This is a genomic window from Chromobacterium rhizoryzae, from assembly GCF_020544465.1.
In the GTDB taxonomy this organism is placed as follows: domain Bacteria; phylum Pseudomonadota; class Gammaproteobacteria; order Burkholderiales; family Chromobacteriaceae; genus Chromobacterium.
Genome location: NZ_CP066126.1, coordinates 1,016,630 through 1,041,924 on the forward strand (window position 1 = coordinate 1,016,630; position 25,295 = coordinate 1,041,924).

21 protein-coding genes are annotated in these 25,295 nt (G+C 61.2%); 14 read left to right on the top strand and 7 right to left on the bottom strand.

The features are described 5' to 3' along the window. Window positions 1-16 precede the first annotated feature (16 nt). From JC616_RS04575 to JC616_RS04600, 6 genes are all read right to left on the bottom strand, one after another. On the bottom strand, window positions 17-985 hold the full coding sequence (locus JC616_RS04575) for a TniB family NTP-binding protein (protein WP_227106968.1): 969 nt from the start codon (window positions 983-985) through the stop codon (window positions 17-19). Then, the gene (locus JC616_RS04580; protein ID WP_227106970.1) at window positions 982-2,952 is read right to left on the bottom strand and encodes a DDE-type integrase/transposase/recombinase; all 1,971 of its coding nucleotides are present in this window, start codon (window positions 2,950-2,952) and stop codon (window positions 982-984) included. The genes JC616_RS04575 and JC616_RS04580 overlap by 4 nt, the downstream gene beginning before the upstream one ends. Beyond that, a complete protein-coding gene (locus JC616_RS04585; RefSeq protein ID WP_227106972.1) occupies window positions 2,930-3,640 on the bottom strand; it encodes a TnsA endonuclease N-terminal domain-containing protein in 711 nt (236 codons plus the stop codon). The genes JC616_RS04580 and JC616_RS04585 overlap by 23 nt, the downstream gene beginning before the upstream one ends. A gap of 663 nt (window positions 3,641-4,303) precedes the next feature. Next, window positions 4,304-5,809 carry a lysine--tRNA ligase gene (lysS, locus tag JC616_RS04590; RefSeq protein WP_227106974.1) on the bottom strand — a complete coding sequence of 502 codons (1,506 nt, stop codon included), beginning with the start codon at window positions 5,807-5,809 and terminating at the stop codon, window positions 4,304-4,306. A 72-nt stretch (window positions 5,810-5,881) separates the two neighbouring features. Further along, a protein-coding gene (prfB, locus tag JC616_RS04595) for a peptide chain release factor 2 (RefSeq protein ID WP_227108545.1) occupies window positions 5,882-6,986 on the bottom strand; the annotation gives its coding sequence in 2 pieces (ribosomal slippage) (window positions 5,882-6,904 and window positions 6,906-6,986; 1,104 coding nt in all). Window positions 6,987-7,102: 116 nt separating this feature from the next. After that, the gene (locus JC616_RS04600; protein ID WP_227106976.1) at window positions 7,103-8,083 is read right to left on the bottom strand and encodes a malate dehydrogenase; all 981 of its coding nucleotides are present in this window, start codon (window positions 8,081-8,083) and stop codon (window positions 7,103-7,105) included. A 210-nt stretch (window positions 8,084-8,293) separates the two neighbouring features. Between JC616_RS04600 and JC616_RS04605 the strand changes: the two genes are divergently transcribed. From JC616_RS04605 to sucD, 13 genes are all read left to right on the top strand, one after another. Continuing rightward, window positions 8,294-9,028, top strand: a complete 735-nt coding sequence (locus tag JC616_RS04605; RefSeq protein ID WP_048415654.1) for a GntR family transcriptional regulator — start codon at window positions 8,294-8,296, stop codon at window positions 9,026-9,028. Window positions 9,029-9,263: 235 nt separating this feature from the next. Continuing rightward, entirely contained in the window at window positions 9,264-9,638 is a 375-nt protein-coding gene (gene sdhC / locus JC616_RS04610) for a succinate dehydrogenase, cytochrome b556 subunit (protein WP_227106978.1), read from the top strand. Continuing rightward, window positions 9,632-9,976, top strand: a complete 345-nt coding sequence (gene sdhD / locus JC616_RS04615; protein ID WP_043592734.1) for a succinate dehydrogenase, hydrophobic membrane anchor protein — start codon at window positions 9,632-9,634, stop codon at window positions 9,974-9,976. The genes sdhC and sdhD overlap by 7 nt, the downstream gene beginning before the upstream one ends. Continuing rightward, window positions 9,976-11,748 carry a succinate dehydrogenase flavoprotein subunit gene (sdhA, locus tag JC616_RS04620; RefSeq protein WP_107798167.1) on the top strand — a complete coding sequence of 591 codons (1,773 nt, stop codon included), beginning with the start codon at window positions 9,976-9,978 and terminating at the stop codon, window positions 11,746-11,748. The genes sdhD and sdhA overlap by 1 nt, the downstream gene beginning before the upstream one ends. A gap of 13 nt (window positions 11,749-11,761) precedes the next feature. After that, window positions 11,762-12,472, top strand: a complete 711-nt coding sequence (locus tag JC616_RS04625; RefSeq protein ID WP_107798168.1) for a succinate dehydrogenase iron-sulfur subunit — start codon at window positions 11,762-11,764, stop codon at window positions 12,470-12,472. Then, the gene (locus JC616_RS04630; protein ID WP_107798169.1) at window positions 12,469-12,717 is read left to right on the top strand and encodes an FAD assembly factor SdhE; all 249 of its coding nucleotides are present in this window, start codon (window positions 12,469-12,471) and stop codon (window positions 12,715-12,717) included. Before JC616_RS04625 ends, JC616_RS04630 begins: the two co-directional genes overlap by 4 nt. A 53-nt stretch (window positions 12,718-12,770) precedes the next feature. Then, window positions 12,771-14,063 carry a citrate synthase gene (gltA, locus tag JC616_RS04635; RefSeq protein WP_107798170.1) on the top strand — a complete coding sequence of 431 codons (1,293 nt, stop codon included), beginning with the start codon at window positions 12,771-12,773 and terminating at the stop codon, window positions 14,061-14,063. Window positions 14,064-14,261: 198 nt separating this feature from the next. Beyond that, a complete protein-coding gene (locus JC616_RS04640) occupies window positions 14,262-17,090 on the top strand; it encodes a 2-oxoglutarate dehydrogenase E1 component (protein ID WP_227106980.1) in 2,829 nt (942 codons plus the stop codon). A gap of 52 nt (window positions 17,091-17,142) precedes the next feature. Next, complete coding sequence (odhB, locus tag JC616_RS04645; RefSeq protein WP_081544315.1) at window positions 17,143-18,384, top strand: 2-oxoglutarate dehydrogenase complex dihydrolipoyllysine-residue succinyltransferase; 1,242 nt, start codon at window positions 17,143-17,145, stop codon at window positions 18,382-18,384. Window positions 18,385-18,438: 54 nt separating this feature from the next. Next, window positions 18,439-18,621 (top strand): hypothetical protein, encoded by a 183-nt coding sequence (locus JC616_RS04650; RefSeq protein WP_048411385.1) that lies wholly within the window; start codon window positions 18,439-18,441, stop codon window positions 18,619-18,621. Between the two features lie 49 nt (window positions 18,622-18,670). Then, the gene (gene lpdA / locus JC616_RS04655; RefSeq protein ID WP_166450602.1) at window positions 18,671-20,104 is read left to right on the top strand and encodes a dihydrolipoyl dehydrogenase; all 1,434 of its coding nucleotides are present in this window, start codon (window positions 18,671-18,673) and stop codon (window positions 20,102-20,104) included. A 200-nt stretch (window positions 20,105-20,304) separates the two neighbouring features. Beyond that, on the top strand, window positions 20,305-21,477 hold the full coding sequence (sucC, locus tag JC616_RS04660) for an ADP-forming succinate--CoA ligase subunit beta (RefSeq protein WP_048411387.1): 1,173 nt from the start codon (window positions 20,305-20,307) through the stop codon (window positions 21,475-21,477). Between the two features lie 27 nt (window positions 21,478-21,504). Then, window positions 21,505-22,389 (top strand): succinate--CoA ligase subunit alpha, encoded by an 885-nt coding sequence (gene sucD, locus JC616_RS04665; protein ID WP_043592732.1) that lies wholly within the window; start codon window positions 21,505-21,507, stop codon window positions 22,387-22,389. Between the two features lie 68 nt (window positions 22,390-22,457). Here the strand turns inward: sucD and JC616_RS04670 are convergent, their stop codons facing one another. Next, window positions 22,458-23,102, bottom strand: a complete 645-nt coding sequence (locus JC616_RS04670; protein WP_081544319.1) for a TetR/AcrR family transcriptional regulator — start codon at window positions 23,100-23,102, stop codon at window positions 22,458-22,460. Between the two features lie 291 nt (window positions 23,103-23,393). Between JC616_RS04670 and JC616_RS04675 the strand changes: the two genes are divergently transcribed. Beyond that, window positions 23,394-25,280, top strand: coding sequence for a methyl-accepting chemotaxis protein (locus JC616_RS04675; protein WP_227106982.1), 1,887 nt, complete (start codon window positions 23,394-23,396; stop codon window positions 25,278-25,280). Window positions 25,281-25,295: the final 15 nt, after the last annotated feature.

Below are 25,295 nucleotides of genomic sequence, written 5' to 3' on the forward strand. Positions count from 1 at the left end.
ACGAGGGCTCCAGAGGTTAGGTTGCAGAAACTGCCATGGCCGAGAAGACGGTCGGGGCAAAGAGTTCGTTCGTTTTGTTCAGTCGCCGGCGCACGAATTTCTTATGGAACGGGTTCAAGGCGCCAATGCCCTCGTCCCACAGGTTTTGTGTGAACGACTGTTCGAGCATCCAGTTTTCTACCTGCTTATGGCCATGCTCCAAGCGGATCTCCATCGCTCCGATCAGCAGCTTGCTGAGATAGCCGATCAGGCCGTCCGTAGCGTAGTAGAGCCGGTAGAGCATGTCGGCTTCGTGCAGGCCGATCGGCTGTCCCGAATGGATTTCGCTGTCGAACCAGCTGATGACCCCAGCGAAATCTGCAGCCGAGTCCTCGTCTTCGACTGAAAAGGAGTTGAGGTTACGGACTCCATCCAGGCGTCGGCGCAACTGCTCGTTGGTGCTCAAAAGAGCCCGCCCATAGGGTAGCCCGGCGAGTACGACAGGGATATCAATCTGATTGAGCAGGGTCTTGAGCCACTCGGTCTCGTTGTTTGAGCCGAAACTTCGCTTTGTGGCTCCGAGCAGGTGCTGAACCTCGTCCAGCATGAGGAGTTCTACCTTCAGTTTCTGAAGAGATGAGATCACCCTGTCGGTCTTTTCATTGACGGTGCCCCGGTAAGCCATGGGGACGCCCATCGCCTTCAGGATGTCTTCGGCCAAGCTACGCACGGTTGGCGAAGATTTTATTTCGACCCGAAGTACCGGAATCCGACGCTGCTCGGGCTCCTCGACCACTGGGAAGTAGCGAATGTACTCTTCCAGGACGGAGCTTTTGCCCGCTCCTGATGGGCCAAGAATCATCAGGTGGCGCGGCTGGTTGCCGGCGAGTGACATCTTATGGATACGGCTGATGCGGCGATAGGCCTTATCAAAATCGGGGAACAGCAGCCGCCGTTGTTCGACTTTGCCAATTTCGTCATACAAGTCTGTGCTGGAAGTGATCATGGCCGATCTCCTTTACCTAGAGGATGGGAGCTGGTTTTGAACTGCCGTGGAGTAACGGTAGGCAGGGCAGCCTTGATTTCTCCGGACACGGCAGGCGAAGCAACTGGACGCGGTGACGGGACTGTCAGGGAATTGGCGCCAGACAAACGAGCAGCTTGTTTGCGTTTTTTGAGCTTTTTGCTGGCCAGTTGCTCGCCGATCACCTGGCGTATCCGTTCTTTGGCTTGGGCAAGGTTGAGCGGGTCGGTTTCGGATAAGCCGGCCTCGCGCAACTCCCGGCAAATGAGCTGGTGGACTTCCAGCCGTAGGCCCGAAGCGTAGTCGAATTCGATGGCCGGTACCTTGATGGTCTCTCCAGTCCCCGGGTGAACGACGTAAATGTGGCCAAGGTCGGCGCGGTTGTACCGAACCCGCACTGTCACCTTCTCACCGTACTGGTGGCGGATCGGATAGACGTCTCGGTTGTTGTAGCGCAGGTTGAACAGCTCGACGCCATAGTGCCAGAGCATCCGGTCTTCATCCTCCGTCAACGCTACATCAAGCACTTGAAGGTCAGGCAGGGCCGGAGGATTGTCATGGGTGCCATCCTGCCAAACGGCAAGCGGGGGGCGCTTCAGGCTGCGGTGAAACCGAGTCGAGTACACATCGATGATCCAGATGTGCAAGGCGTGCATCAGTTCGTCAAAGGTTGCCACCGCGGTCTTCAGCGGGTCGTAGCCATGGCGTTCCATCCAATTGGCCAGGCTGGTTCCCTTTTGGGCATGCAGAAAATTGCGGGAAATCGAGCCAAAAGCGCGCTCCACCACGCCTTTGAAATAAGGTTTCCGCTTTGGACAGAACTGAAGAATGATTCCGAGATCGAAGCATGCCTGCTCTAGTGCGCGGCTATGAAATTCGAGGCCGTTGTCGCAGACCAAGGTCTGCATGAGCCCATGGCAAGGCCAGACACCCTCAACACGCGGGTAGTGGTCTCTAACGTAGGTTTTGGGCAGAATCGCGTTACGCAGGCAACCAAACACTGCTTCAGTGCTTGGCCCCCCAAAACTGACGTAGATGCCGAGAATCATTCTGCTCTTGCGGTCGATGATGACCGTGAGCCAGGGGCGGCCGAGTGGCATGCCTGTCCGCTCATCGACGACGAACAGGTCAACCGGCGTGTGATCAACCTCAGCTACTTCCAGAATGAATTTTGCCTTTGGGCCTGCCAAGCTGGTGCGGAAGCGGATAGATGCCTCTTGTTTGCCATACCTGGCGACCGCCCGTTCATAGGCCGGATAGGCTAGAACAGCGCGCCGTACCGTGTGGTAGCTTGGCAACTTTAGCTCCCCGCTGCTGGTGCGGAGCTGATTCAACTCATGAATTCGGACCCGCAAGGCATCATGGAGGTCCGAGATGCTGCATCCAGGAGGTTCCAGATAGCGAGTTTCGATCAATTCGATCAGCGCCTCTTGGACCTCGGTTGGGAATCGACAGCCAAACCATCCGTGTGAATGTGCCTTCTCCAGCAAAGCAAGAGGATGGTTATCGTGCTGCATCTTCCTCTTGGACCAACGATAGACCGATGCCACACCCGGTACCTTGGAGTCGTTGAACTGCTTGGCGATTTTCTCGAGAAGGGGTTGCAACTTGGCAGGGGTGAAGACGATCTTCCCCATCATGGTCGACAGTGCATCCAGGTATTTCTGTCGGCGTATGGCCGCATCGACCAGCTTTTGCGGGTAACTGCACAGTGCGGCAAGAGATGAGGAATTCCGCAAGCCCTCGGAAGGAAAGTTGATGCCCGGTTTGGGCGTGATGCGTCCGGTCGCCCATAGTTCCAGCAGCTGCTCCTTCGTGTACTGGTAAACCACCAATGAGACGACATCCTCCAGTGTAACGAGGTTGCCATTGATCACTCGGGTCACACTGACCTCGCGCCCGTCCAATAGGAAGGCGCTTCCTTTGTTAAAGCGAATCGACGAAGACATAGTCTGCCTCCTGTTTTGTCAGTGTGATCCGCGTGTCAGCGGTGATGGGCTGGTCGAGATCGCAGCTCACTTGTCCATGAGCCAATAGGCGCAGAATGGGAGCGGTGCTCCTTAGCCTCTGAGAGAGAAGCCTCATGGCAACCTGGGTACTGGTGCCAAAGCGATCGGACAGCTGCTGCTTTACCAGCATGTCCTCTGCCGAGAAGGGGGGGCGCAGGTAACGATGAAGTTGCTTGAGGTTGTTCAGGCGATGCGGAGCTCGAATGGTGTCACCTGAAAGCACGATGAACTGATGGCCTTGGCGCTGCATTGCGTCCCGGATGTACAGGAGCTTCTCGTAGATGTCCGGCTTGGCAAGAGAGCGGGCCGGCTTCACCTCGACGATCAGTATCGAACCGTCTTTCAGAATGAGGGCATAGTCTGGAGTGTAGTGCCGGACTTTGTTGCCCATGGCGTACTGAAGTTTGAACGGTTGTTCCCTGATATCGGCCACCTGCGGGGCAAAGTCACACAGGTACAGCGTGTCTCGTTCGAGCAGTTGTTCGAATCCGACCATCCGTCTCGCGGCGACAGATGGAAAGCGGCCTCGGATGATGGTTCCAGTCGGGCTGGTAATGTTGCGAGCGGGAACATGAACTTTTCCCTGCCCGCCTGACCAAGGGCCAGTGACATATGAATGGCGAGTCATGAGGTCTCCATGATCTCGCCAGCATCCAGGCGCACTTATGCCTCTCTTGCTGACGAGATCCAAAAATAATGACGAACGGAGACTTGACCTTAGGTAGGGGAAGAGACGATACTTTGGGTGTCGACGCCTTCGTATCGAATACTCTTCGGTCACTAAGGTTCAAGTGAAGGGCAAGCGCTAGCCGCTTGCCCTTTCTTGTTTCCAGTACTTCCTCTCTGCATTCTCTTCGATAGCTTTCTCCTTGCTGATCTAGGTTAACAATCATCGCGACATCCATGCGATGAGATACCTTCTATTATAGTTCAATTTTTAAAAATTGGACTAGTATATTAATTCCGCGTTTTTACCAGTGAAAATCTAAGTGAAGCTAAATTGGGTCCTGCAAGATCCTTTTTATTGCTTGGTTTCTCGTACTTAACCCTGAATGTGCATGTAGAAATTATTCGTTGAATTTGCATGATTTCATGCATATTTTCGCGGCGAAAATTTAAATACTGCATAATAGTATGCAAAGTTTTTTGTTTGACTGGCTAAAAAGAAAAAGCCCCGACGCTCTGTCGGGGCTTCTGGGTTAAATCGACTGTTTGAATCTTCGCTTAGATGCTCAAAGTATTCACCAACTCCGCAAACCTACAGCTGGGTCGCGCCGTAGGCTTGAAGCGCTTATTCCGGACGCATCTGCGGGAACAGAATGACGTCGCGGATGGACGGCGCGTCGGTCAGCAGCATCACCAGGCGGTCGATGCCGATGCCGCAGCCGCCGGTCGGCGGCAGGCCGTATTCCATCGCGCGGATGTAGTCGGCGTCGTAGTGCATCGCCTCGTCGTCGCCGGCGTCCTTCTGCGCCACCTGGGACAGGAAGCGCGCAGCCTGGTCTTCCGGATCGTTCAACTCGGAGTAGCCGTTGGCGTGCTCGCGGCCGACGATGAACAGCTCGAAGCGTTCGGTCAGGCCCGGCTTGCTGTCGGAACCGCGCGCCAGCGGGGACACTTCCACCGGGTAGTCGATGATGAAGGTCGGGTTCCACAGCAGGCTTTCGGCGCACTCTTCAAACAGCGCCAGCTGCAGGCTGCCCAGGCCCGGCGCCGGCGGCAGCTTGCCGCCCAGGCGCTTGATCTCGCTGGCCACCCAGGCCGCGTCGTCCAGTTGGGCATCTGTGTATTGCGGGTTGTAGTGCTTGATCGCGCCGACGATGGTGAAGCGGTCGAACGGTTTGCCCAGATCCACTTCCTTGCCCTGGTAGCTGACGGTGGTGGAGCCGCAGGATACCAGCGCGCATTCGCGGATGATGGCTTCGGTCATCTCCATCATGCGCTGGTAGTCGCTGTAAGCCTCGTAGAACTCGATCATGGTGAACTCGGGGTTGTGGCGCGTGCTCATCCCCTCGTTGCGGAAGTTGCGGTTGATCTCGAACACGCGCTCCAGACCGCCCACCACCAAGCGCTTCAGATACAGCTCAGGCGCGATGCGCAGGTACAAGGGCATGTCCAGCGCATTGTGGTGGGTGACGAAAGGCTTGGCCGCGGCGCCGCCCGGGATCGGGTGCATCATCGGGGTTTCCACTTCCAGATAGCCTTCGCCTACCATCACGTCGCGCACCTTCTGGATGATCTTGGAGCGCTTGATGAAGGTCTGGCGGCTGTCCTCGTTCATGATCAGATCGGCGTAGCGCTGACGGTACTTGGTTTCCTGATCGGTGATGCCGTGGAATTTCTCCGGCAGCGGACGGATGTTCTTGGACAGCAGGCGCACTTCGCTGGCCTGCACCGTCAGTTCGCCGGTCTTGGTCTTGAACAGCACGCCCTTGACGGCGACGATGTCGCCCAGATCCCAGTGCTTGAACTCGGCGTGCAGCTCTTCGCCCACGCCGTCATTGGAGATATAGGCCTGGATGCGGCCGCTGCCGTCTTGCAGCGTGGCGAAGCTGGCCTTGCCCATCACACGTTTCAACATCATGCGGCCGGCGACGGCAACCTCGATCTTTTCGGCTTCCAGCGCTTCCTTTTCCTTGCCGGCGTGAGCGTCCTGCAGGACTTGCGCGAAGTGGCTGCGCTTGAAGTCGTTGGGGAAGGCGATGCGCTGTTCGCGGATGCTCTTCAGCTTTTGGCGGCGCTCCGCCATGATCTGGTTTTCGTCCTGGCTGGGCGATGCTTGCTCGTGTTCAGACATGTTCACTCCGTAATTCAATGCAATGGCTGTTGGCCGCCGCAGGGGCGGCGGCCGGGTTAAGCGGGTTTAGGTTCAGACGCCCTGTTTCAGGCTGGCCTCGATGAAGCCGTCCAGGTCGCCGTCCATCACGCCCTTGATATTGCCCACTTCGTAGCTGGTGCGCAGATCCTTGATGCGGGACTGGTCGAAGACATAGGAGCGGATCTGGTGGCCCCAGCCCACATCGGTCTTGGTGTCTTCCAGCGCCTGCTTGGCCTCGTTGCGCTTTTTCAGTTCCAGTTCGTACAGCTTGGCGCGCAGCATCTGCATCGCTTCGTCGCGGTTGCGGTGCTGGGAGCGGTCGTTCTGGCACTGCACCACGATCCCGGTGGGATTGTGGGTGATGCGCACGGCGGAGTCGGTCTTGTTGATGTGCTGACCGCCGGCGCCGGAGGCGCGGTAGGTGTCGACGCGCAGATCGGCCGGATTGATGTCGATCACGAAGCTGTCGTCCACTTCCGGATAGACGAAGACCGAGGAGAAGGAGGTGTGGCGGCGCGCGTTGGAGTCGAACGGCGACACGCGCACCAGGCGGTGCACGCCCACTTCAGAGCGCAGCAGGCCGTAGGCGTATTCGCCACTGATCTTCAGCGTGGCGCTGGTGATGCCGGCCACTTCGCCTTCGGATTCTTCCAGCACTTCCACGCTGAAGCCCTTGCGTTCGGCGTAGCGGATATACATGCGCAGCAGCATGCCGGCCCAGTCCTGGGCCTCGGTGCCGCCGGCGCCGGCCTGGATGTCCAGGAAGCAGTTGTTCGGGTCCATCGGATCGTGGAACATCCGGCGGAATTCCAGCTGCGCGAGCTTGGCTTCGGCGGTGTCCAGATCGGCCTGCACGGCCAGGATGGTGTCGTCGTCGTTTTCGGCGCGGCCCATCTCGAACAATTCGGCGCTGTCGCCGACCATGGCGCTGATCTCGTCGATCACCAGCACCACGTCTTCCAGCTGTTTGCGCTCGCGGCCCAGTTCCTGGGCGCGCTTGGGATCATTCCAGATGTCCGGGTCTTCGGTCAGGCGGGAAACTTCTTCCAGACGGTCTTTTTTACCGTCGTAGTCAAAGATACCCCCGGATGTCGGTGCCACGGGTGGCCAGGTCGTCTATCTTGGCCGCGATTTGGTTCAGTACTTCGACTTCAATCATGCTCAACTCCAAATGGCAGTCTGTTAAATATAGGCAGTCGGGAAATCGGGTCTTGATCAAAGACAAAAAAGCGCACCGTAAGGTGCGCTTTTGCTGAAAAGACTTGGGATTGATCAGCCAAACAGGTGAGCGATGGCGGCGCGCTCTTCTTCCAGTTCGGCCAGGGTGAAGTTCATCCGCTCGCGGCTGAACTCGTCGATTTCCAGACCTTGCACAATCTTGTATTCGCCATTTTCGCATACAACCGGGAAGCCGTACATCACGCCTTCCGGGATGCCGTAGGAGCCGTCGGACGGAATGCCCATGGTCACCCATTTGCCCTGGCTGCCCAGCACCCAGTCGTGGACGTGGTCGATGGCGGCGTTGGCGGCGGAGGCGGCGGAAGACAGGCCGCGCGCTTCGATGATGGCGGCGCCGCGCTTGCCCACGGTGGGCAGGAATACGTCGCGGTTCCAGGCTTCGTCGTTGATCATGGCCTTGACCGGCTGGCCGGCGATGCTGGCGAAGCGGTAGTCGGCGTACATGGTCGGCGAGTGGTTGCCCCATACCGCCAGCTTCTCGATGGCTGCCACCGGCTTGCCGGTCTTGGCGGCGATCTGGGACAGCGCGCGGTTGTGGTCAAGACGCAACATGGCGGTGAAGTTTTTCGGATTCAGGTCCGGAGCGGACTTCATCGCGATCCAGGCGTTGGTGTTGGCCGGGTTGCCCACTACCAGCACTTTCACGTCGCGGGCGGCGTGGTCGTTCAGCGCCTTGCCTTGAACGGTGAAGATGGCGCCGTTGGCTTCCAGCAGATCCTTGCGCTCCATGCCCTTGCTGCGCGGGCGGGCGCCCACCAGCAGCGCGACCTTGACGTCCTTGAAGGCCACGTTCGGGTCGTCGGTGGCAACCATGCCGGCCAACAGCGGGAAGGCGCAGTCTTCCAGTTCCATCATCACGCCCTTGAGGGCGGTTTGGGCTTGCGGCAGGTCCAGCAGTTGTAAGATGACCGGTTGATCCTTGCCGAGCATTTCGCCGCTGGCAATGCGGAACAGCAGACTATAGCCGATTTGGCCGGCTGCGCCGGTGACGGCGACGCGAACGGGAGCTTTCATTGGCGGACTCTCCTTTGATGTATCCGATAATGACGATATGCAGATGTTGCTCTGCAGCATTGAATGCTTTTGTGCGGCTGAGTGTAACACGGAGTATAGCCAAAGTGGGGGTGTAATCCTCATCAGAAAAGCTGATGGGTCCAGTAAAGTCTTGTATCTTATATAAGACTTGTATTTACGCTTGATTTGTTTGGTGATACAACAGAGAACATGACAGATCGACCGCTGCGTAGACAGCCGCTGTACAGCCAGATCAAGCAGCAATTGCTGCGCCGGATCGGCGATGGCGAATGGCAGGAGAACGATGCCTTGCCCAGCGAATGGGACTTGGCGGACGAGCTGGGCGCAAGCCAGGGCACGGTGCGCAAGGCCTTGGGCGAACTGGTGGCCGACGGCCTGCTGTATCGCGCGCAGGGCAGGGGCACTTTCGTGGCGCCGGCGCCCAGCGAGTGGGGCGAAGGCCTGCTGCTGACGCCGGGCCTGTTCAACGAGCAGCCGGACGATCTGGCGCGGGAGTTCCTCGGCATTTCGCGGGGTAACGCCAGCGACGACATGGCCGCGGCATTGCAATTGCGGCGCGCTGCGCCTTTATTGAGAGTTCGGCAGCTGTGGCGTTGGCACGGCATCCCGGTCGCGGTGGACGAGGCCTTCTTGCCGGCCGACGAGTTCGAGGGGCTGGACGCGCGATGGCTGCGCGGCTCGTCCGGGGTGTACCAGGCGCTGCAGCAGCGTTTCGGCATCCGTTTGAAAGTATTGTGCGAGCAGTTTCGCGCGTTGATGTTGCCGCGCGAGGAAAGCGCGCTGCTCGGCGTCACCGGCATGGTGGCCGAGGCGCCGGCCTTGAGTCTGATCCGGATTTCCGGCTCGATGGAGGGCGTGCCGCTGGAGTGGCGGCAGCGTTACTGTCTGACGCACAACTGGGCTTACACCGCCCGCCGGGCTTGACGCGGCGGGCTTTTGACGTGACGTGGACGGCTGGGCCAGCGGCGAAAAACAGGCCGCGGCCAGCCAGTTTTGCTAGAATCCCCGGGTCATATTGCACCGCGATATTCCTGGTGCGGCATGAGCGGTAATGACGGGCATCCAGCCATAACAACAACGGAGCCCTTCAGGCGGGCGGTCTCGTAGCGGACCGTCTGTTGTGTAACCTCTTGGTTCTAAAAACATCCAAGGAAGCCATATGCAGAAGCAACGACCAAAGCACCTGGATCTGGCCAAGATCAGATTGCCGATTCCCGGCATCGTCTCGATCTTGCACCGGATCAGCGGTGTTGCGCTGTTCTTTTCTCTCCCACTGTTGATTTACCTGTTGCACGGTTCGCTGAGTTCGGCCGAATCGTTCGAAACCTACCGCGCCGTGGTGGGCAACCCGCTGATGAAGCTGGTGTTGCTCGGCCTGTTGTGGGCGTATATGCACCACTTCTGTGCCGGTATCCGTTTCCTCTTCCTCGATATTCATAAAGGTCTCGAACTGCAGACCGCCCGCGCCACCGCCAAGACCGTTGTGGCCGTCAGCCTGGCGCTGACCATGGTTCTGGGAGTTGCTCTATGGTAAATCGCAATGTCGTCGGCGCCGGCTATGGCCTGCGCGATTGGATCATGCAGCGCGTCACCGCGGTGATCATGTTGATCTACACCGTGGCTTTGGCTTTGTTCCTGTTGACCATGCCGTCCGGCTACGAAGGCTGGAAGGCGTTCTTCGGCCAGTTCTGGGTGCAGTTGCTGACCCAGGTGAGCCTGATCGCTCTGTTCCTGCACGTATGGGTGGGCATCCGCGATCTGTGGATGGATTATGTGAAGCCGGTGGGCGTACGCCTGGCGCTGCACGTGTTCACCATCGTCTGGCTGGTTTCCTGTTTTATCTATTCCGTTAAAGTGGTCTGGGGGCTGTAATGGGTATTCCTGTTCGTCATTTCGACGCCGTTATCGTTGGGGCAGGCGGAGCAGGCATGCGCGCGGCCTTGCAATTGTCCGAGGCCGGCCTGAAGACAGCGGTGCTGTCCAAGGTATTCCCGACCCGCTCCCACACCGTTGCCGCCCAGGGCGGCGTGTCCGCTTCTCTCGGCAACTCCGAGGAAGATCATTGGCACTGGCATATGTACGACACCGTCAAGGGGTCGGACTGGCTGGGCGATCAGGACGCCATCGAATTCATGTGCCGCGAAGCGCCCAAGGTGGTGGTGGAGCTGGAGCACTTCGGCATGCCGTTCGACCGCAACGCCGACGGCTCCATCTACCAGCGCCCGTTCGGCGGCCATATGTCGAATTTCGGCGAGAAGCCGGTGCGCCGCGCCTGCGCCGCAGCCGACCGCACCGGCCACGCCATGCTGCACGCGCTATACCAGCGCAATGTGCGCGCCAATACCCATTTCTTCGTTGAATGGATGGCGCTGGACCTGATCCGCGACGCCGACGGCAATGTCCAGGGCGTGATCGCCATGGAAATGGAAACCTCGGAAATCGTCGTGTTCCAGGCCAAGGCCACCTTGTTCGCCACCGGCGGCGCCGGCCGCATCTTCTCCTCGTCCACCAACGCCTTCATCAATACCGGCGACGGCCTGGGCATGGCTTCCCGCGCGGGCATCCCGCTGGAAGACATGGAGTTCTGGCAGTTCCACCCGACCGGCGTGGCCGGCGCCGGCGTGTTGATCACCGAAGGCGTGCGCGGCGAAGGCGGCATTCTGCGCAATGCGCAGGGCGAACGCTTCATGGAACGCTACGCGCCCAACGCCAAGGACCTGGCGTCCCGCGACGTGGTGTCGCGCGCGATGGTGACCGAGATCAACGAAGGCCGCGGCTGCGGTCCGAACAAGGATCACGTGCTGCTGGACATCACTCACCTGGATCCGGAAGTGATCATGTCCAAGCTGCCGGGCATCCGCGAGATTTCGATCAAGTTCGCCGGCGTGGACCCGATCAAGGCCCCGATTCCGGTGGTGCCGACTTGCCATTACCAAATGGGCGGCATTCCCACCAACTACCACGGCGAAGTGGTGGTGCAGGGCGAAAAAGTGCAGGGCTTCTACGCGGCCGGCGAATGCGCCTGCGCGTCGGTGCATGGCGCCAACCGCCTGGGCACCAACTCGCTGCTGGACTTGCTGGTGTTCGGCAAGAGCTCGGCCAACTCGATGATCGAGTTCATCAAGCAGCATCCGGAAGACCTGCCGGAACTGGCGCTGGCCGATGTCGAGCGCTCCGTCGCCCGCGTCGAGCGCCTGAATCAGCAGACCGGCGGCGTGCAAGTCAACGACGCGCGCGAAGCCATGCAGCGCACCATGCAGGCGCACTGCGGCGTGTTCCGCTTCAAGGACATGCTGGCCGAAGGCGTGGAGAAGATTCTGGAAGTGGAGAAGATGGTGCAGCGCACCGAGATCTCCGACAAGTCCAATGTCTTCAACACCGCCCGCATCGAGGCGCTGGAGCTGGAGAACCTGATCGAAGTGGCCAAGGCCACCATGATCTCGGCCAACGCCCGCACCGAGAGCCGCGGCGCCCATGTGCGCGACGACGCCAAGGACACCGAGGAAACCCCGAACGGCCGCGACGACAAGAACTGGCTGAAGCACACGCTGTGGTATCGCGAAGCCAACCGTCTGGACTACAAGCCGGTCAATCTGAAGCCGCTGTCGGTCGATACGATCGCGCTGAAGACCCGCTCCTACTAAGGGTTCCATCAAGATGACTACCGAAACCGTCAAATTCCGCATCTACCGCTACAATCCGGAAACCGATGCCAAGCCGTATATGCAGGACATCAGCGTGGAGATGGACTCCACCGAGCACAAGCTCTTGGACGCGCTGGTCAAGCTGAAGGTGAAGGACGACACGCTGAGCTTCCGCCGCTCCTGTCGCGAAGGCGTGTGCGGTTCCGACGCGATGAACATCAACGGTAAGAACGGCCTGGCCTGCCTGACCGACTTCCGCGACCTGAAACAGCCGATCGAGCTGCGTCCGCTGCCGGGTCTGCCGGTGATCCGCGATCTGATCGTGGACATGACCCAGTTCTTCAAGCAGTACCACTCGATCAAGCCTTATGTGATCAACGACACGCCGCCGCCGGAACGCGAGCGCAAGCAGTCGCCGGAAGACCGCAAGGAACTGGACGGCCTGTACGAGTGCATTCTGTGCGCTTGCTGCTCGACGTCCTGCCCGTCCTTCTGGTGGAACCCGGACAAGTTCGTCGGTCCGGCCGGCCTGTTGGCCGCCTATCGCTTTATCGCGGACACCCGCGACGAAGCGACCAAGGAGCGCCTGGACAACCTGGAAGACCCGTACCGCCTGTTCCGTTGCCACACCATCATGAACTGCGTGGACGTGTGTCCTAAGGGCCTGAATCCGACCAAGGCGATTGGCAAGATCAAGGACCTCATGGTCAAGCGTGCAGTATGACCGCCTACGATCCGATTGAACTCAAGCGGATCCGTTGGCGGTCCCGGCGGGGGCTGCTGGAGCTGGATCTGGTGCTGGAGAAATTCTTCGCCGGCCCCTTCGACCAGCTCGCCCCCGCCGAGATTGAGGCTTATCGGCGGTTGCTGGATTTGCCCGATACCGATTTTCTGGACGTCGTCAGCGGCAAGGCCGATCTGGACGATCCGGAAGAGATGGGCATCGTGGCGATTCTCCGTTCGCTCTGACGGCTGTGCATCACCCCAATTACAACGACCATAAACCGACTGGGAGTATTGCTGTGGAAACTGATCGCAAAGTAACGCTCACATACAACGAGGGTAAGGAAACTCTGGATTTGCCGGTCCAGAGCGGCACTTTGGGGCCGGATGTCGTCGACATCCGCACCTTCTCCAAAACCGGCATGTTCACGTTCGACCCGGGCTTCCTGGCCACCGCCAGCTGCGAGTCCGGCATCACCTTCATCGACGGCGATCTGGGCCAGCTCTACTATCGCGGCTACCCGATCGAGCAACTCGCCGAGAAGAGCGATTACCTGGAAGTCTGCTACCTGCTGCTGAACGGCGAGCTGCCGACCGCGGCGCAGCGCAAGGACTTCGAGCGCGGCATCATGCGCCACAATATGCTGCACGATCAGCTGATGAGCCTGTTCAAGGGCTTCCGTCGCGACGCGCACCCGATGGCGGTGATGGTGGGCGTGGTGGGCGCGCTGTCCGCCTTCTACCATGACTCGCTGGACATCTCCAATCCTGAGCATCGCCGCATTTCCGCGCATCGCCTGGTGGCCAAGCTGCCGACCATCGCCGCGCAAGCTTACCGCTACAACAAGGGCCTGCCGTTCTCCTACCCGAAAAACGGCCTGACCTACGCGGAAAACTTCCTGCACATGATGTTCTCCACCCCGTGCGAAGAGTACAAGGTGAACCCGGTGCTGGCGCGCGCGCTGGACCGCATCTTCACCCTGCACGCCGATCACGAGCAGAACGCCTCCACCTCCACCGTGCGTCTGGCCGGCTCCTCCGGCGCCAACCCCTTCGCGTGTATCGCCGCCGGCATCGCCTGCCTGTGGGGCCCGTCCCATGGCGGCGCCAACGAAGCCGTGCTGAAGATGCTGGACGAAATCGGCAGCGTGGAAAACGTGGCCGACTTCATGCAAGGCGTGAAGGACAAGCGCTACAAGCTGATGGGCTTCGGCCACCGCGTGTACAAGAACATGGACCCGCGCGCTTCCATCATGAAGCAGACCTGCGACGAAGTGCTGAACGAACTGGGCCTGCACAACGATCCCAAGTTCAAGCTGGCGATGGAACTGGAAAAGATCGCGCTGTCCGATCCCTACTTCATCGAGCGCAAGCTGTACCCGAACGTGGACTTCTACTCCGGCATCGTCTTGTCGGCCATCGGCATCCCGGTGTCGATGTTCACCCCGATCTTCGCGCTGGCCCGCACCGTGGGCTGGATCGCCCACTGGAGCGAAATGATCTCCGACCCGGCGATGAAGATCGGCCGTCCGCGTCAGTTGTACACCGGCGCCCCCCGCCGCGATTTCATTCCGGTGGAGAAGCGCAAGTAAGCAGGAACGAGGGTTGGCTGGAGCAGGGCTTCAGCCAGCCTTTTTTTCCGGCCCGACGGCGGGCCGGGGCAGGGTCAGAATGTTATGGGAAGCACAACAAAAAGTTTTTCCGATAGCGTTTTCCCCATGCAGCAACAGGGAGTTCGCGCCAGGGCGTAGCTGGCCGGATTCCGAACAGAAACGACAAAGGGTAGCCCCATGATGCAATCCATGTACAGCCATTCTTACCTGTTCGGTGGGAATGCACCGTTCATCGAGGAGCTGTACGAACAGTACCTCGCTGACGCCAACTCCGTTCCGAACGAGTGGCGCGACTATTTCGACAAGCTGGCGCAAGCGCCGGGCGCTGCCGAACGCGATGTGCCGCACATGCCGATCCAGGAATCCTTCATTCAGCTGGCCAAGAAGCCGGCCGCCGGCCAGCGCGCCAGCAGCGGGGCGGAATGGGACACCATGCAAAAGCAGGTGGGGGTGCTGAAACTGATTTCCGCCTACCGCGTGCTGGGCAGCCGCCAGGCCAATCTGGACCCGCTCAAGCGCATGGACCAGGAGCTGGTGCGCGAACTGGACCCGGCTACCCACGGTTTGACCGGCGCCGACATGGCGGTGCAATTCAACGCCGGCTCGCTGGTGGGCCCGCAGAAGATGCCGCTGTCCGACATCCTGGCGCGCCTGAAGCAGACCTACTGCGGCAATATCGGCGTCGAGTACATGCACATCACCAAGTCGGATGAAAAGCATTGGGTGCAAAAGCGCTTCGAGGGCGATCTGTCCACGCCGCATTACGACGCGGCCAAGAAGCAGCGCATCCTGAAGCAGATCACCGCGTCCGAGACGCTGGAACGCTATCTGCACACCAAATACGTCGGCCAGAAGCGCTTCTCGCTGGAAGGCGGCGAGTCCGCCATCGCCGCGCTGGATCACCTGATCCAGAACGCCACCGGCCAGGGCGTGCAGGAACTGATCATCGGCATGGCCCACCGCGGCCGTCTGAACGTGCTGGTCAACACCCTGGGCAAGCTGCCGCGCGATCTGTTCGCCGAATTCGAAGGCAAGGCCGCCCAGCAAATGGCCTCCGGCGACGTGAAGTACCACATGGGCTTCTCCTCCGACATCCCGACCGCCGACGGCCCGATGCATGTGTCGCTGGCCTTCAACCCCTCGCACCTGGAAATCGTCAACCCGGTGGTGGAGGGCTCGGTGCGCGCGCGCCAGGAACGCCGCAAGGACGCGGAACGCAAGACCGCGGTGCCGGTATTGATCCACGGCGACTCCGCCTTTGGCGGCCTGGGCGTCAACCAGGGCACCTTCAACCTGTCGCAGACCCGCGGCTACGGCACCGGCGGCACCATCCACATCGTGATCAACAACCAGGTGGGCTTCACCACTTCGGACACCCGCGACATCCGCTCCACCATGTATTGCACCGACGTGGCCAAAATGATCGAAGCGCCGATCTTCCACGTCAACGGCGATGATCCGGAAGCCGTCTGCTATGTGATGCAGGCCGCGCTGGACTACCGGATGACCTTCAAGAAGGACGTGGTCATCGATCTGGTGTGCTACCGCAAACTGGGCCACAACGAGGGCGACGACCCGTTCCTGACCCAGCCGATGATGTACAAGAAGATCGCCAAGCACCAAGGCGTGCGCGCGATGTACGCCGAGCGTCTGGTGCAGGAAGGCGTGCTGAAGGCGGAAGAGGCCGACGCGCAGATCCAGGCCTACCGCGACGCGCTGGACAAGGGCGAGCACGTAGAGCAGACCGCGCTGACCAATTACAAGCGCGAACACGCGCTGGACTTCAGCCAGTATCTGGGCACCCACTGGGCGCATCCGACCGACACCTCCTTGCCGCAGGCCGACATCCAGCGCCTGACCGAGAAGTTCACCTCGCTGCCGGAAGGCTTCAAGCTGCATCCGACGGTGCAGAAGGTGCTGGCCGCGCGCAAGGCGATGGCCGCCGGCGAGCAGAACGCGGACTGGGGCATGGCCGAGACCCTGGCTTACGCCAGCCTGGTGACCAACGGCTTCGGCGTGCGCCTGTCCGGCGAAGACTCCGGCCGCGGCACCTTCTCCCACCGTCATTCGGTCTTGCACGACCAAAACCGCGAGAGCTGGGACCAGGGCAGCTATGTGCCGCTGCGCAATATGTCCGACAACCAGGCCGATTTCCTGGTGATCGACTCCATCCTGAACGAAGAAGCGGTGCTGGCCTATGAATACGGCTATGCCTGTTCCGCTCCGGATCAGCTGGTGATCTGGGAAGCCCAGTTCGGCGACTTCGCCAACGGTGCCCAGGTGGCCATCGACCAGTTCATTTCCTCCGGCGAGACCAAGTGGGGCCGTCTGTGCGGCCTGACCACCATCCTGCCGCACGGCTACGACGGCCAGGGCCCGGAACACTCGTCCGCGCGCCTGGAGCGTTGGCTGCAACTGTGCGCCGAGCACAATATGCAGGTGGTGATGCCGTCCGAAGCCTCGCAGATGTTCCACATGCTGCGTCGCCAGGTGCTGCGCCCGTACCGCAAGCCGCTGGTCATCTTCCTGTCCAAGCGCCTGCTGCGCTTCAAGGATTCGATGAGCCCGATCGAAGCGTTCACCAGCGGCGGTTTCCGCCCGGTGATCGGCGACGCGGTGGTGCAGGACGCCAAGAAGGTCAAGCGCGTGCTGCTGTGCGCCGGCCAGGTGTATTACGACCTCGCCGCCGCTCGCAAGGAGCGCGGTCTGGACGACGATATCGCCATCGTCCGCATCGAGCAGCTGTATCCGTTCCCGACCGAGCAGGTGGCCGCCGAACTGGCGCGCTTCCCGCAGGCGCGCGAAGTGATGTGGGTGCAGGAAGAGCCGCGCAACCAGGGCGCCTGGTATCAGATCCGCCACCGCCTGGAAGGCCTGCTGGGCGCCAAGCAGTCGCTGTCCTTCGCCGGCCGTCCGTCGTCCGCTTCCCCGGCCGTAGGCTATATGAGCAAACACGTCGCCCAACTCAAGGCTTTCGTTGAAGAAGCCATGTCGGTCGCCAAATAACCACTGAATGAGTTCGAGGCAGCCGGAGGGCTGCCTCTACATGGAGAAGAACATGCTGATTGAAGTCACCGTCCCGCAACTGCCCGAGTCCGTATCCGAAGCCACGCTGATGAGCTGGCACAAGAAGGTTGGCCAAGCCGTCAGCCGCGACGAGAACCTGATCGACCTGGAAACCGACAAGGTGGTGCTGGAACTGCCGGCGCCCCAGGCAGGCGTGATCGTTGAAATCATCGTGGAAGACGGCGCCACCGTGGTGTCCGGCCAGCTGATCGCCAAGATCGACACCGCCGCCAAGGCCGGCGACGTGGCTCCGGCCGCAGCCGCCGCGCCGGCTCCGGCAGCCGCCCCGGCGCCCGCCGCCGCTCCGGCAGGCGGAGCCGCCATGCCGTCCGCCGCCAAGCTGGCCGCCGAAACCGGCGTGGACCTGTCCAAGGTGGCCGGTTCCGGCCGCGACGGCCGCGTGCTGAAGGAAGACGTGCAGGCCGCCAAGCAAGCCGCTCCGGCCCAGGCCGGCCCGGTGCTGGCTCCGGCCGCCGCCGGCGCCGCGCTGTCCGCCACCCCGGCCGCGGTCAATGTCGCCGCCATCCTGTCCGACCGTCCGGAACAGAGCGTGCCGATGTCCCGTCTGCGCCAGCGCGTGGCCGAGCGTCTGATCCTGTCGCAGCAGACCAACGCCATCCTCACCACCTTCAATGAAGTGAACATGAAGCCGGTGATGGACCTGCGCGCCAAGTACAAGGACCGCTTCGAGAAGGAACACGGCATCAAGCTGGGCTTCATGGGCTTCTTCGTCAAGGCCGTGGTCGCTGCGCTGAAGAAATACCCCATCGTCAACGCCTCGGTGGATGGCAACAACATCATCTATCACGGCTACTTCGATATCGGCGTGGCCGTGGGCAGCCCGCGCGGCCTGGTGGTGCCGGTGATCCGCAACGCCGACCAGCTGAGCCTGGCCGACATCGAGAAGCAGATCTCCGAATTCGGCAAGCGCGCCCAGGAAGGCAAGCTGACCGTGGAAGAACTGACCGGCGGCACCTACACCATCTCCAACGGCGGCACCTTCGGTTCGATGATGTCCACCCCCATCATCAACCCGCCGCAGTCCGCCATCCTGGGCATGCACGCCACCAAGGAGCGCGCCGTGGTTGAGAACGGTCAAGTGGTGGTGCGCCCGATGATGTATCTTGCCCAGTCCTACGACCACCGCATCATCGACGGCCGCGAAGCCGTGCTGAGCCTGGTGGCGATCAAGGACGCGATTGAAGATCCGGCCCGCCTGATCCTCGACTTGTAATCACCCGCGGCCGGGAGCGCGCTCCCGGCCTGTCTTGCGATGAATGGAGCTTGAATGCAGTTGCCCGACTGGTTTTACGGAATCGCCGCCATCCTGGCCGGCGTGGCCATAGGCTGGCTGACCTGGAAAAAACGCCGCAACGGCGTGCGCGAAGACCTGTACAGCCTGATCGGCAAAAGCATTCTCTGTCTGTTCATGATCGCATTCGGCATTCTGCTGCTGAAGGTCGGCAAGTAGACCCGGCAGCCGGCGGGCCGCGCGCCCGCCACCGACAAAGGAAAACAAGATGAGCCAATCGTTTGATGTAGTGGTGATCGGCGGCGGCCCCGGCGGTTACGTAGCCGCCATCCGCGCCGCCCAGCTGGGCTTCAACACCGCCTGCGTGGACGCGTTCAAGAACCCGGAAGGCAAGGCGTCGCTGGGTGGTACCTGCCTGAACGTCGGTTGCATCCCGTCCAAGGCGCTGCTGCAGTCGTCTGAAAACTTCCACGCGGTGCAGCACGATTTCGCCAAGCACGGCATCAGCGTCTCCGGCGCCAAGATGGATGTGGCGCAGATGATTTCGCGCAAGACCGACATCATCAGCAAGAACGCCGCCGGCATCAGCTTCCTGTTCAAAAAGAACAAGGTCGCCAACATCCACGGTCTGGCCGCCTTCAAGGGCCGCCAGGGCGAGAAATGGGTGATCGAGGTCAGCGACGGCGGCAAGGTGGTGGACACCCTGGAAGCCGGCCACGTGATCGTGGCCACCGGTTCCAGCCCGCGCGCGCTGCCGGGCCTGGCCACCGACAACAAGCTGGTGCTGGACAACGAAGGCGCGTTGGCGCTGACGGACGTGCCCAAGCGCCTGGGCGTGATCGGCGCCGGCGTGATCGGCCTGGAAATGGGCTCGGTCTGGAAGCGTCTGGGCGCGGAAGTCACCATCCTGGAAGCGATGCCGACCTTCCTCGCCGCGGCCGACCAGCAGATCGCCAAGGAAGCCTTCAAGACCCTGACCAAGGACACCGGCCTGGACATCAAGCTGGGCGTCAAGATCGGCGAAGTGAAGGCTGGCAAGAAGAGCGTCACCGTCAATTACGAACTGAACGGCGAAGCGGTCAAGGCCGAGTTCGACAAGCTGATCGTCTCCATCGGCCGCGTGCCCAACACCCAGGGCCTGGGCGCCGACGCGGTGGGCCTGCAGCTGGACGAGCGCGGCTTTGTGGCGGTGGACGACCATTGCCACACCAATCTGCCCAATGTCTGGGCGATCGGCGACGTAGTGCGCGGCCCGATGCTGGCGCACAAGGCGTCGGAAGAGGGCGTGGCCGTGGCCGAGCGCATCGCCGGCCAGAAGCCGCACGTGGACTTCGGCGTGATTCCGTGGGTGATCTACACTTCTCCGGAGATCGCCTGGGTCGGCAAGACCGAGGAGCAGCTCAAAGCCGAGGGCGTTGAGTACAAAAAAGGCAGTTCGGGCTTCGGCGCCAACGGCCGCGCGCTGGGTCTGGGCCAGGCGCAAGGCACGGTCAAGATCCTGGCCTGCGCCAAGACCGACCGCATCCTGGGTCTGCACATGATAGGCCCGATGGTGTCCGAGCTGGTCAGCGAAGGCGTGGTGTCGATGGAGTTCAAGGCCGCCAGCGAAGACCTGGCGCGCATTGTCCATGCCCACCCGTCCTTGTCGGAAGTGATACACGAAGCCGCTCTGGCCGCCGACAAGCGCGCTTTGCACGGCTAAGCGTTGGCCGGGTCGTGTACAATCGCGCACGGCCCGGCAAAACGGCCTCCTAGGGGGCCGGTTGACGGAGTATGCGGCGGCGGCGTTTAGCCTGGGGGGTAAGCGCCGCGCGCCAGATACATTCAAGGTTTACAAGCGACTCAAAGAAATAGGGGCGTCGGTTTCAGCCCGCCATCCATTTCTCCGAAAGGAAACCATAGATGAACCTGCACGAATACCAAGCGAAAGAGCTGCTGGCCAAGTACGGCCTGCCGGTGCAACAGGGCATTCTGGCCGCCACGCCGGAAGAAGCCGCTGCCGCTTATGACAAACTGGGCGGCAAATTCGCCGTCGTCAAGGCCCAGGTGCATGCCGGCGGCCGCGGCAAGGCCGGTGGCGTGAAAGTGGTGAAAAGCCGCGAAGAAGCCGCCGAAGTGGCCAAGGGCCTGATCGGCAAGAACCTGGTGACCTACCAGACCGACGCCGCCGGCCAGCCGGTGAACAGCGTGCTGGTGTGCGAAGACATGTACCCGGTGCAGCGCGAGCTCTACCTAGGCGCCGTGGTTGACCGCGGCAGCCAGCGCGTGGTGTTCATGGTGTCCACCGAAGGCGGCGTGGAAATCGAGAAGGTCGCCGAGGAAACCCCGGAAAAGATCATCAAGATCGAGGTTGATCCGCTGGTGGGCATGCAGCCGTTCCAGGCCCGCGACGCCGCTTTCGCGCTGGAACTGAAGGGCGAGCAAGTCGCCGCCTTCACCAAGCTGATGCTGGGTTCTTACAAGGCCTTCGTTGAAAACGACTTCGCCCTGTTCGAAGTGAACCCGCTGGCGCTGCGCGAAAACGGCCAGCTGGCCTGCGTGGACGGCAAGATCAACCTGGACTCCAACGCCCTGTACCGTCACCCGGAACTGCTGGCGCAACGCGACAAGAGCCAGGAAAACGAACGCGAAGTGAAGGCTTCCGAGTTCGATCTGAACTATGTGGCGCTGGAAGGCAATATCGGCTGCATGGTGAACGGCGCCGGCCTGGCGATGGCCACCATGGACATCATCAAGCTGAAGGGCGGCCAGCCGGCCAACTTCCTGGACGTGGGCGGCGGCGCCACCAAGGAGCGCGTGATCGAAGCGTTCAAGCTGATCCTGGCCGATACCTCGGTGCAGGGCGTGCTGATCAACATCTTCGGCGGCATCGTGCGTTGCGACATGATCGCCGAAGCCATCATCGCCGCGGTGAAGGAAGTGAACGTGACCGTGCCGGTCGTGGTGCGTCTGGAAGGCAACAACGCCGAGCTGGGCGCCAAGATCCTGGACGATTCCGGTCTGAAACTGACTTCCGCCCAGGGTCTGAACGACGCTGCCGAGAAGATCGTCGCCGCCGTCAAGGCCGCTGCCTGAGACCCGCACTGAGCTGAGGAATACAAAATGAGCGTATTGGTAAACAAAGACACCAAAGTGCTGGTGCAAGGCTTCACCGGCAAGAACGGCACTTTCCACGCCGAGCAGGCGCTGAAAGTGGGCACCAAGGTCGTAGGCGGCGTAACCCCGGGCAAGGGCGGTTCCGAGCATCTGGGCCTGCCGGTGTTCAACACCATGAAGGACGCCGTGCGTCAGACCCAGGCCGACGCCTCGGTGATCTACGTGCCCGCAGCCTTCGCCAAGGACTCCATCCTGGAAGCCATCGACAGCGGCGTGAAGCTGATCGTCTGCATCACCGAAGGCGTGCCCACCCTGGACATGCTCTACGTGAAGAAGGCCGTGGACGAAGCCGGCATCCGCCTGATCGGCCCGAACTGCCCCGGCATCATCACCCCGGGCGAGTGCAAGATCGGCATCATGCCGTGGCACATCCACAACCCGGGCCGCATCGGCATCGTGTCCCGTTCCGGCACCCTGACCTATGAAGCCGTGGCGCAAACCACCGCTCTGGGCCTGGGCCAGTCCACTTGCATCGGCATCGGCGGCGACCCGATCCCGGGCACCAGCCACATCGACGCGCTGAAGCTGTTCCAGGATGATCCGGACACCGACGCCATCGTGATGATCGGCGAAATCGGCGGTTCCGCCGAGGAAGAGGCGGCCGAGTTCGCCAAGTCCTACGTGACCAAGCCGGTGGTCGGCTACATCGCCGGCGTGACCGCTCCCAAGGGCAAGCGCATGGGCCACGCGGGCGCCATCATCTCCGGCGGCAAGGGCACGGCGGAAGAGAAGTTCAAGGCCTTCGAGAAGGCCGGCATCGCCTACACCCGCAGCCCGGCGGAAATCGGCAAGACCATGTTTGAACTGCTGAAAAGCAAGGGCATGATCTAAGCGCTTACAAGCAAGCCGCAAACAAAACACCCCTGGCCAGCCAGGGGTGTTTTTTTATGCGTCGCCGTTCAGGCGTAGCGCGCGCAGACGCGGTCGAACGGCGGCCGGTAGCGCGGATCGACGTAAGGCGTCAGCAGATAGAGCAGGCTGCGACAGCCGTCTTTCACCATGCGCTCCAGCTCGCTGGGCGTGGCGGAGTGCTTGAGCGTGGTCACCCAGCCGGTCTGCACCATCTGAAAGTGCTGGACCAGGTGCGCCAGTTGCTTGTCGTCGCCCAGCAGCACGCCCTCTTCGCGCAGCCGTGAGAACAGCTGGGCCAGCTTGCCGGCCAATTGGCCGCGGGACAGCTGCTGGTGGTTTTCCGCCAGTTCCGGGTGCAGGTAGTACAGGCTGGGCATGCTCTTGGGCAGGAAGCGGAAGCTCCAGATGTGCCGCAGCGTTTTTTCCATCGCCCCCACCATCGCCTCTATCGAGTTGCTGTGCCGGAGCGCGGCGGACAACTGCTCGGCCATGCCCTTGACGTAGCGCTGGTAGAGCTCGCTGATGATCTCTTCCTTGTTGCGGAAGTGATAGTAGAGCTTGCCGGTGCTGATATTCATCCGCTCGGCGATATGGTTGGTGGTGATGACGCGCTCGCCCTCCTGATTGAACAGCTGCAAGCTGGCGTCAACGATGTTCTGAAAGGTTTGCGACCGTTCGCCGCTTTTACTCATCTTGGCCCCTTTCTGTCTAATAACCGGGCGCCGCCCATTGCCGTGGCCGCGTCCAGGCGCAAGTATCGCTCAAATTGGGGTGAAATTGTCGTGGTTAGGGCAAATTGTCGACATTTTGTGACGCAAGCGTCGGCAAGATAAGCTTCGCAGGCGTTACGAGTATTTGAAATGCATGATTGAGCTGGTAATTTGATTTAAAACATGCGCAAATATTTAAAGACATTGTTATTTTTAACAATGCATGACATCTCGTATGACGGATAATAACGCTTTTATCAGCAACGGCTTATCATGCGCTCCATCCGTCACAAGCTCACGCTGCTGACAGCGGTGTCCATTCTGGTCGCCACGCTCAGCATCACCATCACCGCCTGCCTGAATATCCGTTCCCACGCTTATCAAGAAGCGGAGCGCGAGATCAATCAGGTCGCCCAGCTACAGGGCGGCTTCGTGTCCGAATGGCTGTCGGTCCGCAAGAATCTGATCAGCGCCAGCCTCAGTCACGCCGACGACGCTCAGGTCAGCTACTATCTGCAGCAGCTGGCCAAGGGCGGCGGCTTCAACGTAATCTACGCCGGCAACGGCGCGACCGGCGACATGAAGTACTCGGTGCCGGGGCGTCCCAAGCCCAGCGCCGACTACCAGCCGGCCCAGCGTCCCTGGTTCCAGCAGTCCAAGGCCCAGGACGGCCTGATCGTCACCGATCCCTACAAGGATTCCGAGCCGGAAACCAAGGACAAGCTGGTGATCACCATCGCCGACAAGGTCAAGGGCCAGGAGATCGTGGTGGGCGGCGACATCCTGATCGACAAGCTGGTCAAGTCGGTGCTGGACATCAAGCTGGCCGGCAAGGGCCATGCCTTCCTGCTGACCAAGCAGGGCAAGATCATCGCCTATCCCAAGCCGGGCAATGAGCTCAAGCCCATCGGCAGCGTGATTCCGGCCTTGGACGAAGCCGCCTTCGCCAGCCTGTTGCAAAGCGACCAGGCCAAGAGCGTGGACATTGACGGCGGCGCTTATATGGTGGCCTTGCGTCCGATCGCCGGCTCCGACTGGGTGATGGGCGTGGCCGCGGACGAAGACGTGATCTCCTCCCAGGTCAACGGCATCATCTGGCTGATCGCCGGCGCCGTCGCCATCGTGCTGGCAGTGATGCTGACCTTCAGCTCCGCCTATCTGGGCCGCCTGCTCAAGGGCCTGTTCCAGGTGCGCGACGCGATGCGCGAAATCTCTCAGGGCGAAGGCGATCTGACCCGTCGCATCGAAGTGGCCGGCGAAGACGAGGTGGCGCAGACCGCGCAGGCCTTCAACCAGTTCGTGCAGCGGCTGAACGGCATGTTCCGCGAACTGCGCGACGAAGCCGGGCAACTGACCCAGGGCGTGATCGAAGTCAGCGGCGCGGTGAAGCGTCTGGCCGACGATTCCCACGTGTTGGCGGACATCTCCAGCTCCAACGCCGCGGCGATCGAAGAAGTGACGGTGAGCATCTCCCACATCGCCGACGCCACCCGCGAGACCGACAGCCTGGCGCGCAATACCGGCGAACATTCGCGCGAGAGCGCCAACGATATGCAGCGTATCAGCAGCGAGATGTCGCGCACCAGCGAATCGGTGGGCGAACTGTCCGGCCTGCTGGCGTCCTTGGAGCAGCGTTCGCAGGAAATCTCCAAGATCACCAATGTGATCCGCGACATCGCCGACCAGACCAATCTGCTGGCCTTGAACGCTGCGATCGAAGCCGCGCGCGCCGGCGAGCAGGGCCGCGGCTTCGCCGTGGTGGCCGACGAAGTGCGCAAGCTGGCCGAGCGCACCGGCCAGGCCACGGTGGAAATCAGCCAGATGGTGGAAAACATTCTGGGCGAAACCGGCAAGGCGGTGCAGAACATGAACAGCACCGTCGGCGCGGTGGACAACAGCGTGGACCTGACCGCCCAGGCGCGCGCGCGCCTGACCGCGATCAGCGAGGCGATGCAGCAGGTGGTGGACAAGATCGGCGACGTGGCCCTGTCCACCAGCGAGCAGCACAACGCCACCACGGCGATGGCGCAGAGCACCGAGTCGATCAACAATCAGATCATCGATTCCGACTCCGCGCTGCAATCGGCGATGCAGACCCTGGGCTCCTTGAACGACCTGGCCCGCGGCATGCAGAGCACCTTCAACCGCTTCCGGCTCTAAACCGACTCAGCGATT

Coding starts and splice junctions, on each gene's coding strand:
- JC616_RS04625 (WP_107798168.1), top strand. CDS start 11,762: ATGACTACCGAAACCGTCAAATTCCGCATCTACCGCTACAATCCGGAA.
- JC616_RS04580 (WP_227106970.1), bottom strand. CDS start 2,952: ATGTCTTCGTCGATTCGCTTTAACAAAGGAAGCGCCTTCCTATTGGAC.
- sdhA (WP_107798167.1), top strand. CDS start 9,976: ATGGGTATTCCTGTTCGTCATTTCGACGCCGTTATCGTTGGGGCAGGC.
- JC616_RS04605 (WP_048415654.1), top strand. CDS start 8,294: ATGACAGATCGACCGCTGCGTAGACAGCCGCTGTACAGCCAGATCAAG.
- JC616_RS04650 (WP_048411385.1), top strand. CDS start 18,439: ATGCAGTTGCCCGACTGGTTTTACGGAATCGCCGCCATCCTGGCCGGC.
- sdhC (WP_227106978.1), top strand. CDS start 9,264: ATGCAGAAGCAACGACCAAAGCACCTGGATCTGGCCAAGATCAGATTG.
- JC616_RS04640 (WP_227106980.1), top strand. CDS start 14,262: ATGATGCAATCCATGTACAGCCATTCTTACCTGTTCGGTGGGAATGCA.
- sucD (WP_043592732.1), top strand. CDS start 21,505: ATGAGCGTATTGGTAAACAAAGACACCAAAGTGCTGGTGCAAGGCTTC.
- sucC (WP_048411387.1), top strand. CDS start 20,305: ATGAACCTGCACGAATACCAAGCGAAAGAGCTGCTGGCCAAGTACGGC.
- JC616_RS04630 (WP_107798169.1), top strand. CDS start 12,469: ATGACCGCCTACGATCCGATTGAACTCAAGCGGATCCGTTGGCGGTCC.
- odhB (WP_081544315.1), top strand. CDS start 17,143: ATGCTGATTGAAGTCACCGTCCCGCAACTGCCCGAGTCCGTATCCGAA.
- sdhD (WP_043592734.1), top strand. CDS start 9,632: ATGGTAAATCGCAATGTCGTCGGCGCCGGCTATGGCCTGCGCGATTGG.
- JC616_RS04585 (WP_227106972.1), bottom strand. CDS start 3,640: ATGACTCGCCATTCATATGTCACTGGCCCTTGGTCAGGCGGGCAGGGA.
- lysS (WP_227106974.1), bottom strand. CDS start 5,809: ATGTCTGAACACGAGCAAGCATCGCCCAGCCAGGACGAAAACCAGATC.
- JC616_RS04600 (WP_227106976.1), bottom strand. CDS start 8,083: ATGAAAGCTCCCGTTCGCGTCGCCGTCACCGGCGCAGCCGGCCAAATC.
- lpdA (WP_166450602.1), top strand. CDS start 18,671: ATGAGCCAATCGTTTGATGTAGTGGTGATCGGCGGCGGCCCCGGCGGT.
- JC616_RS04675 (WP_227106982.1), top strand. CDS start 23,394: ATGCGCTCCATCCGTCACAAGCTCACGCTGCTGACAGCGGTGTCCATT.
- JC616_RS04670 (WP_081544319.1), bottom strand. CDS start 23,102: ATGAGTAAAAGCGGCGAACGGTCGCAAACCTTTCAGAACATCGTTGAC.
- JC616_RS04575 (WP_227106968.1), bottom strand. CDS start 985: ATGATCACTTCCAGCACAGACTTGTATGACGAAATTGGCAAAGTCGAA.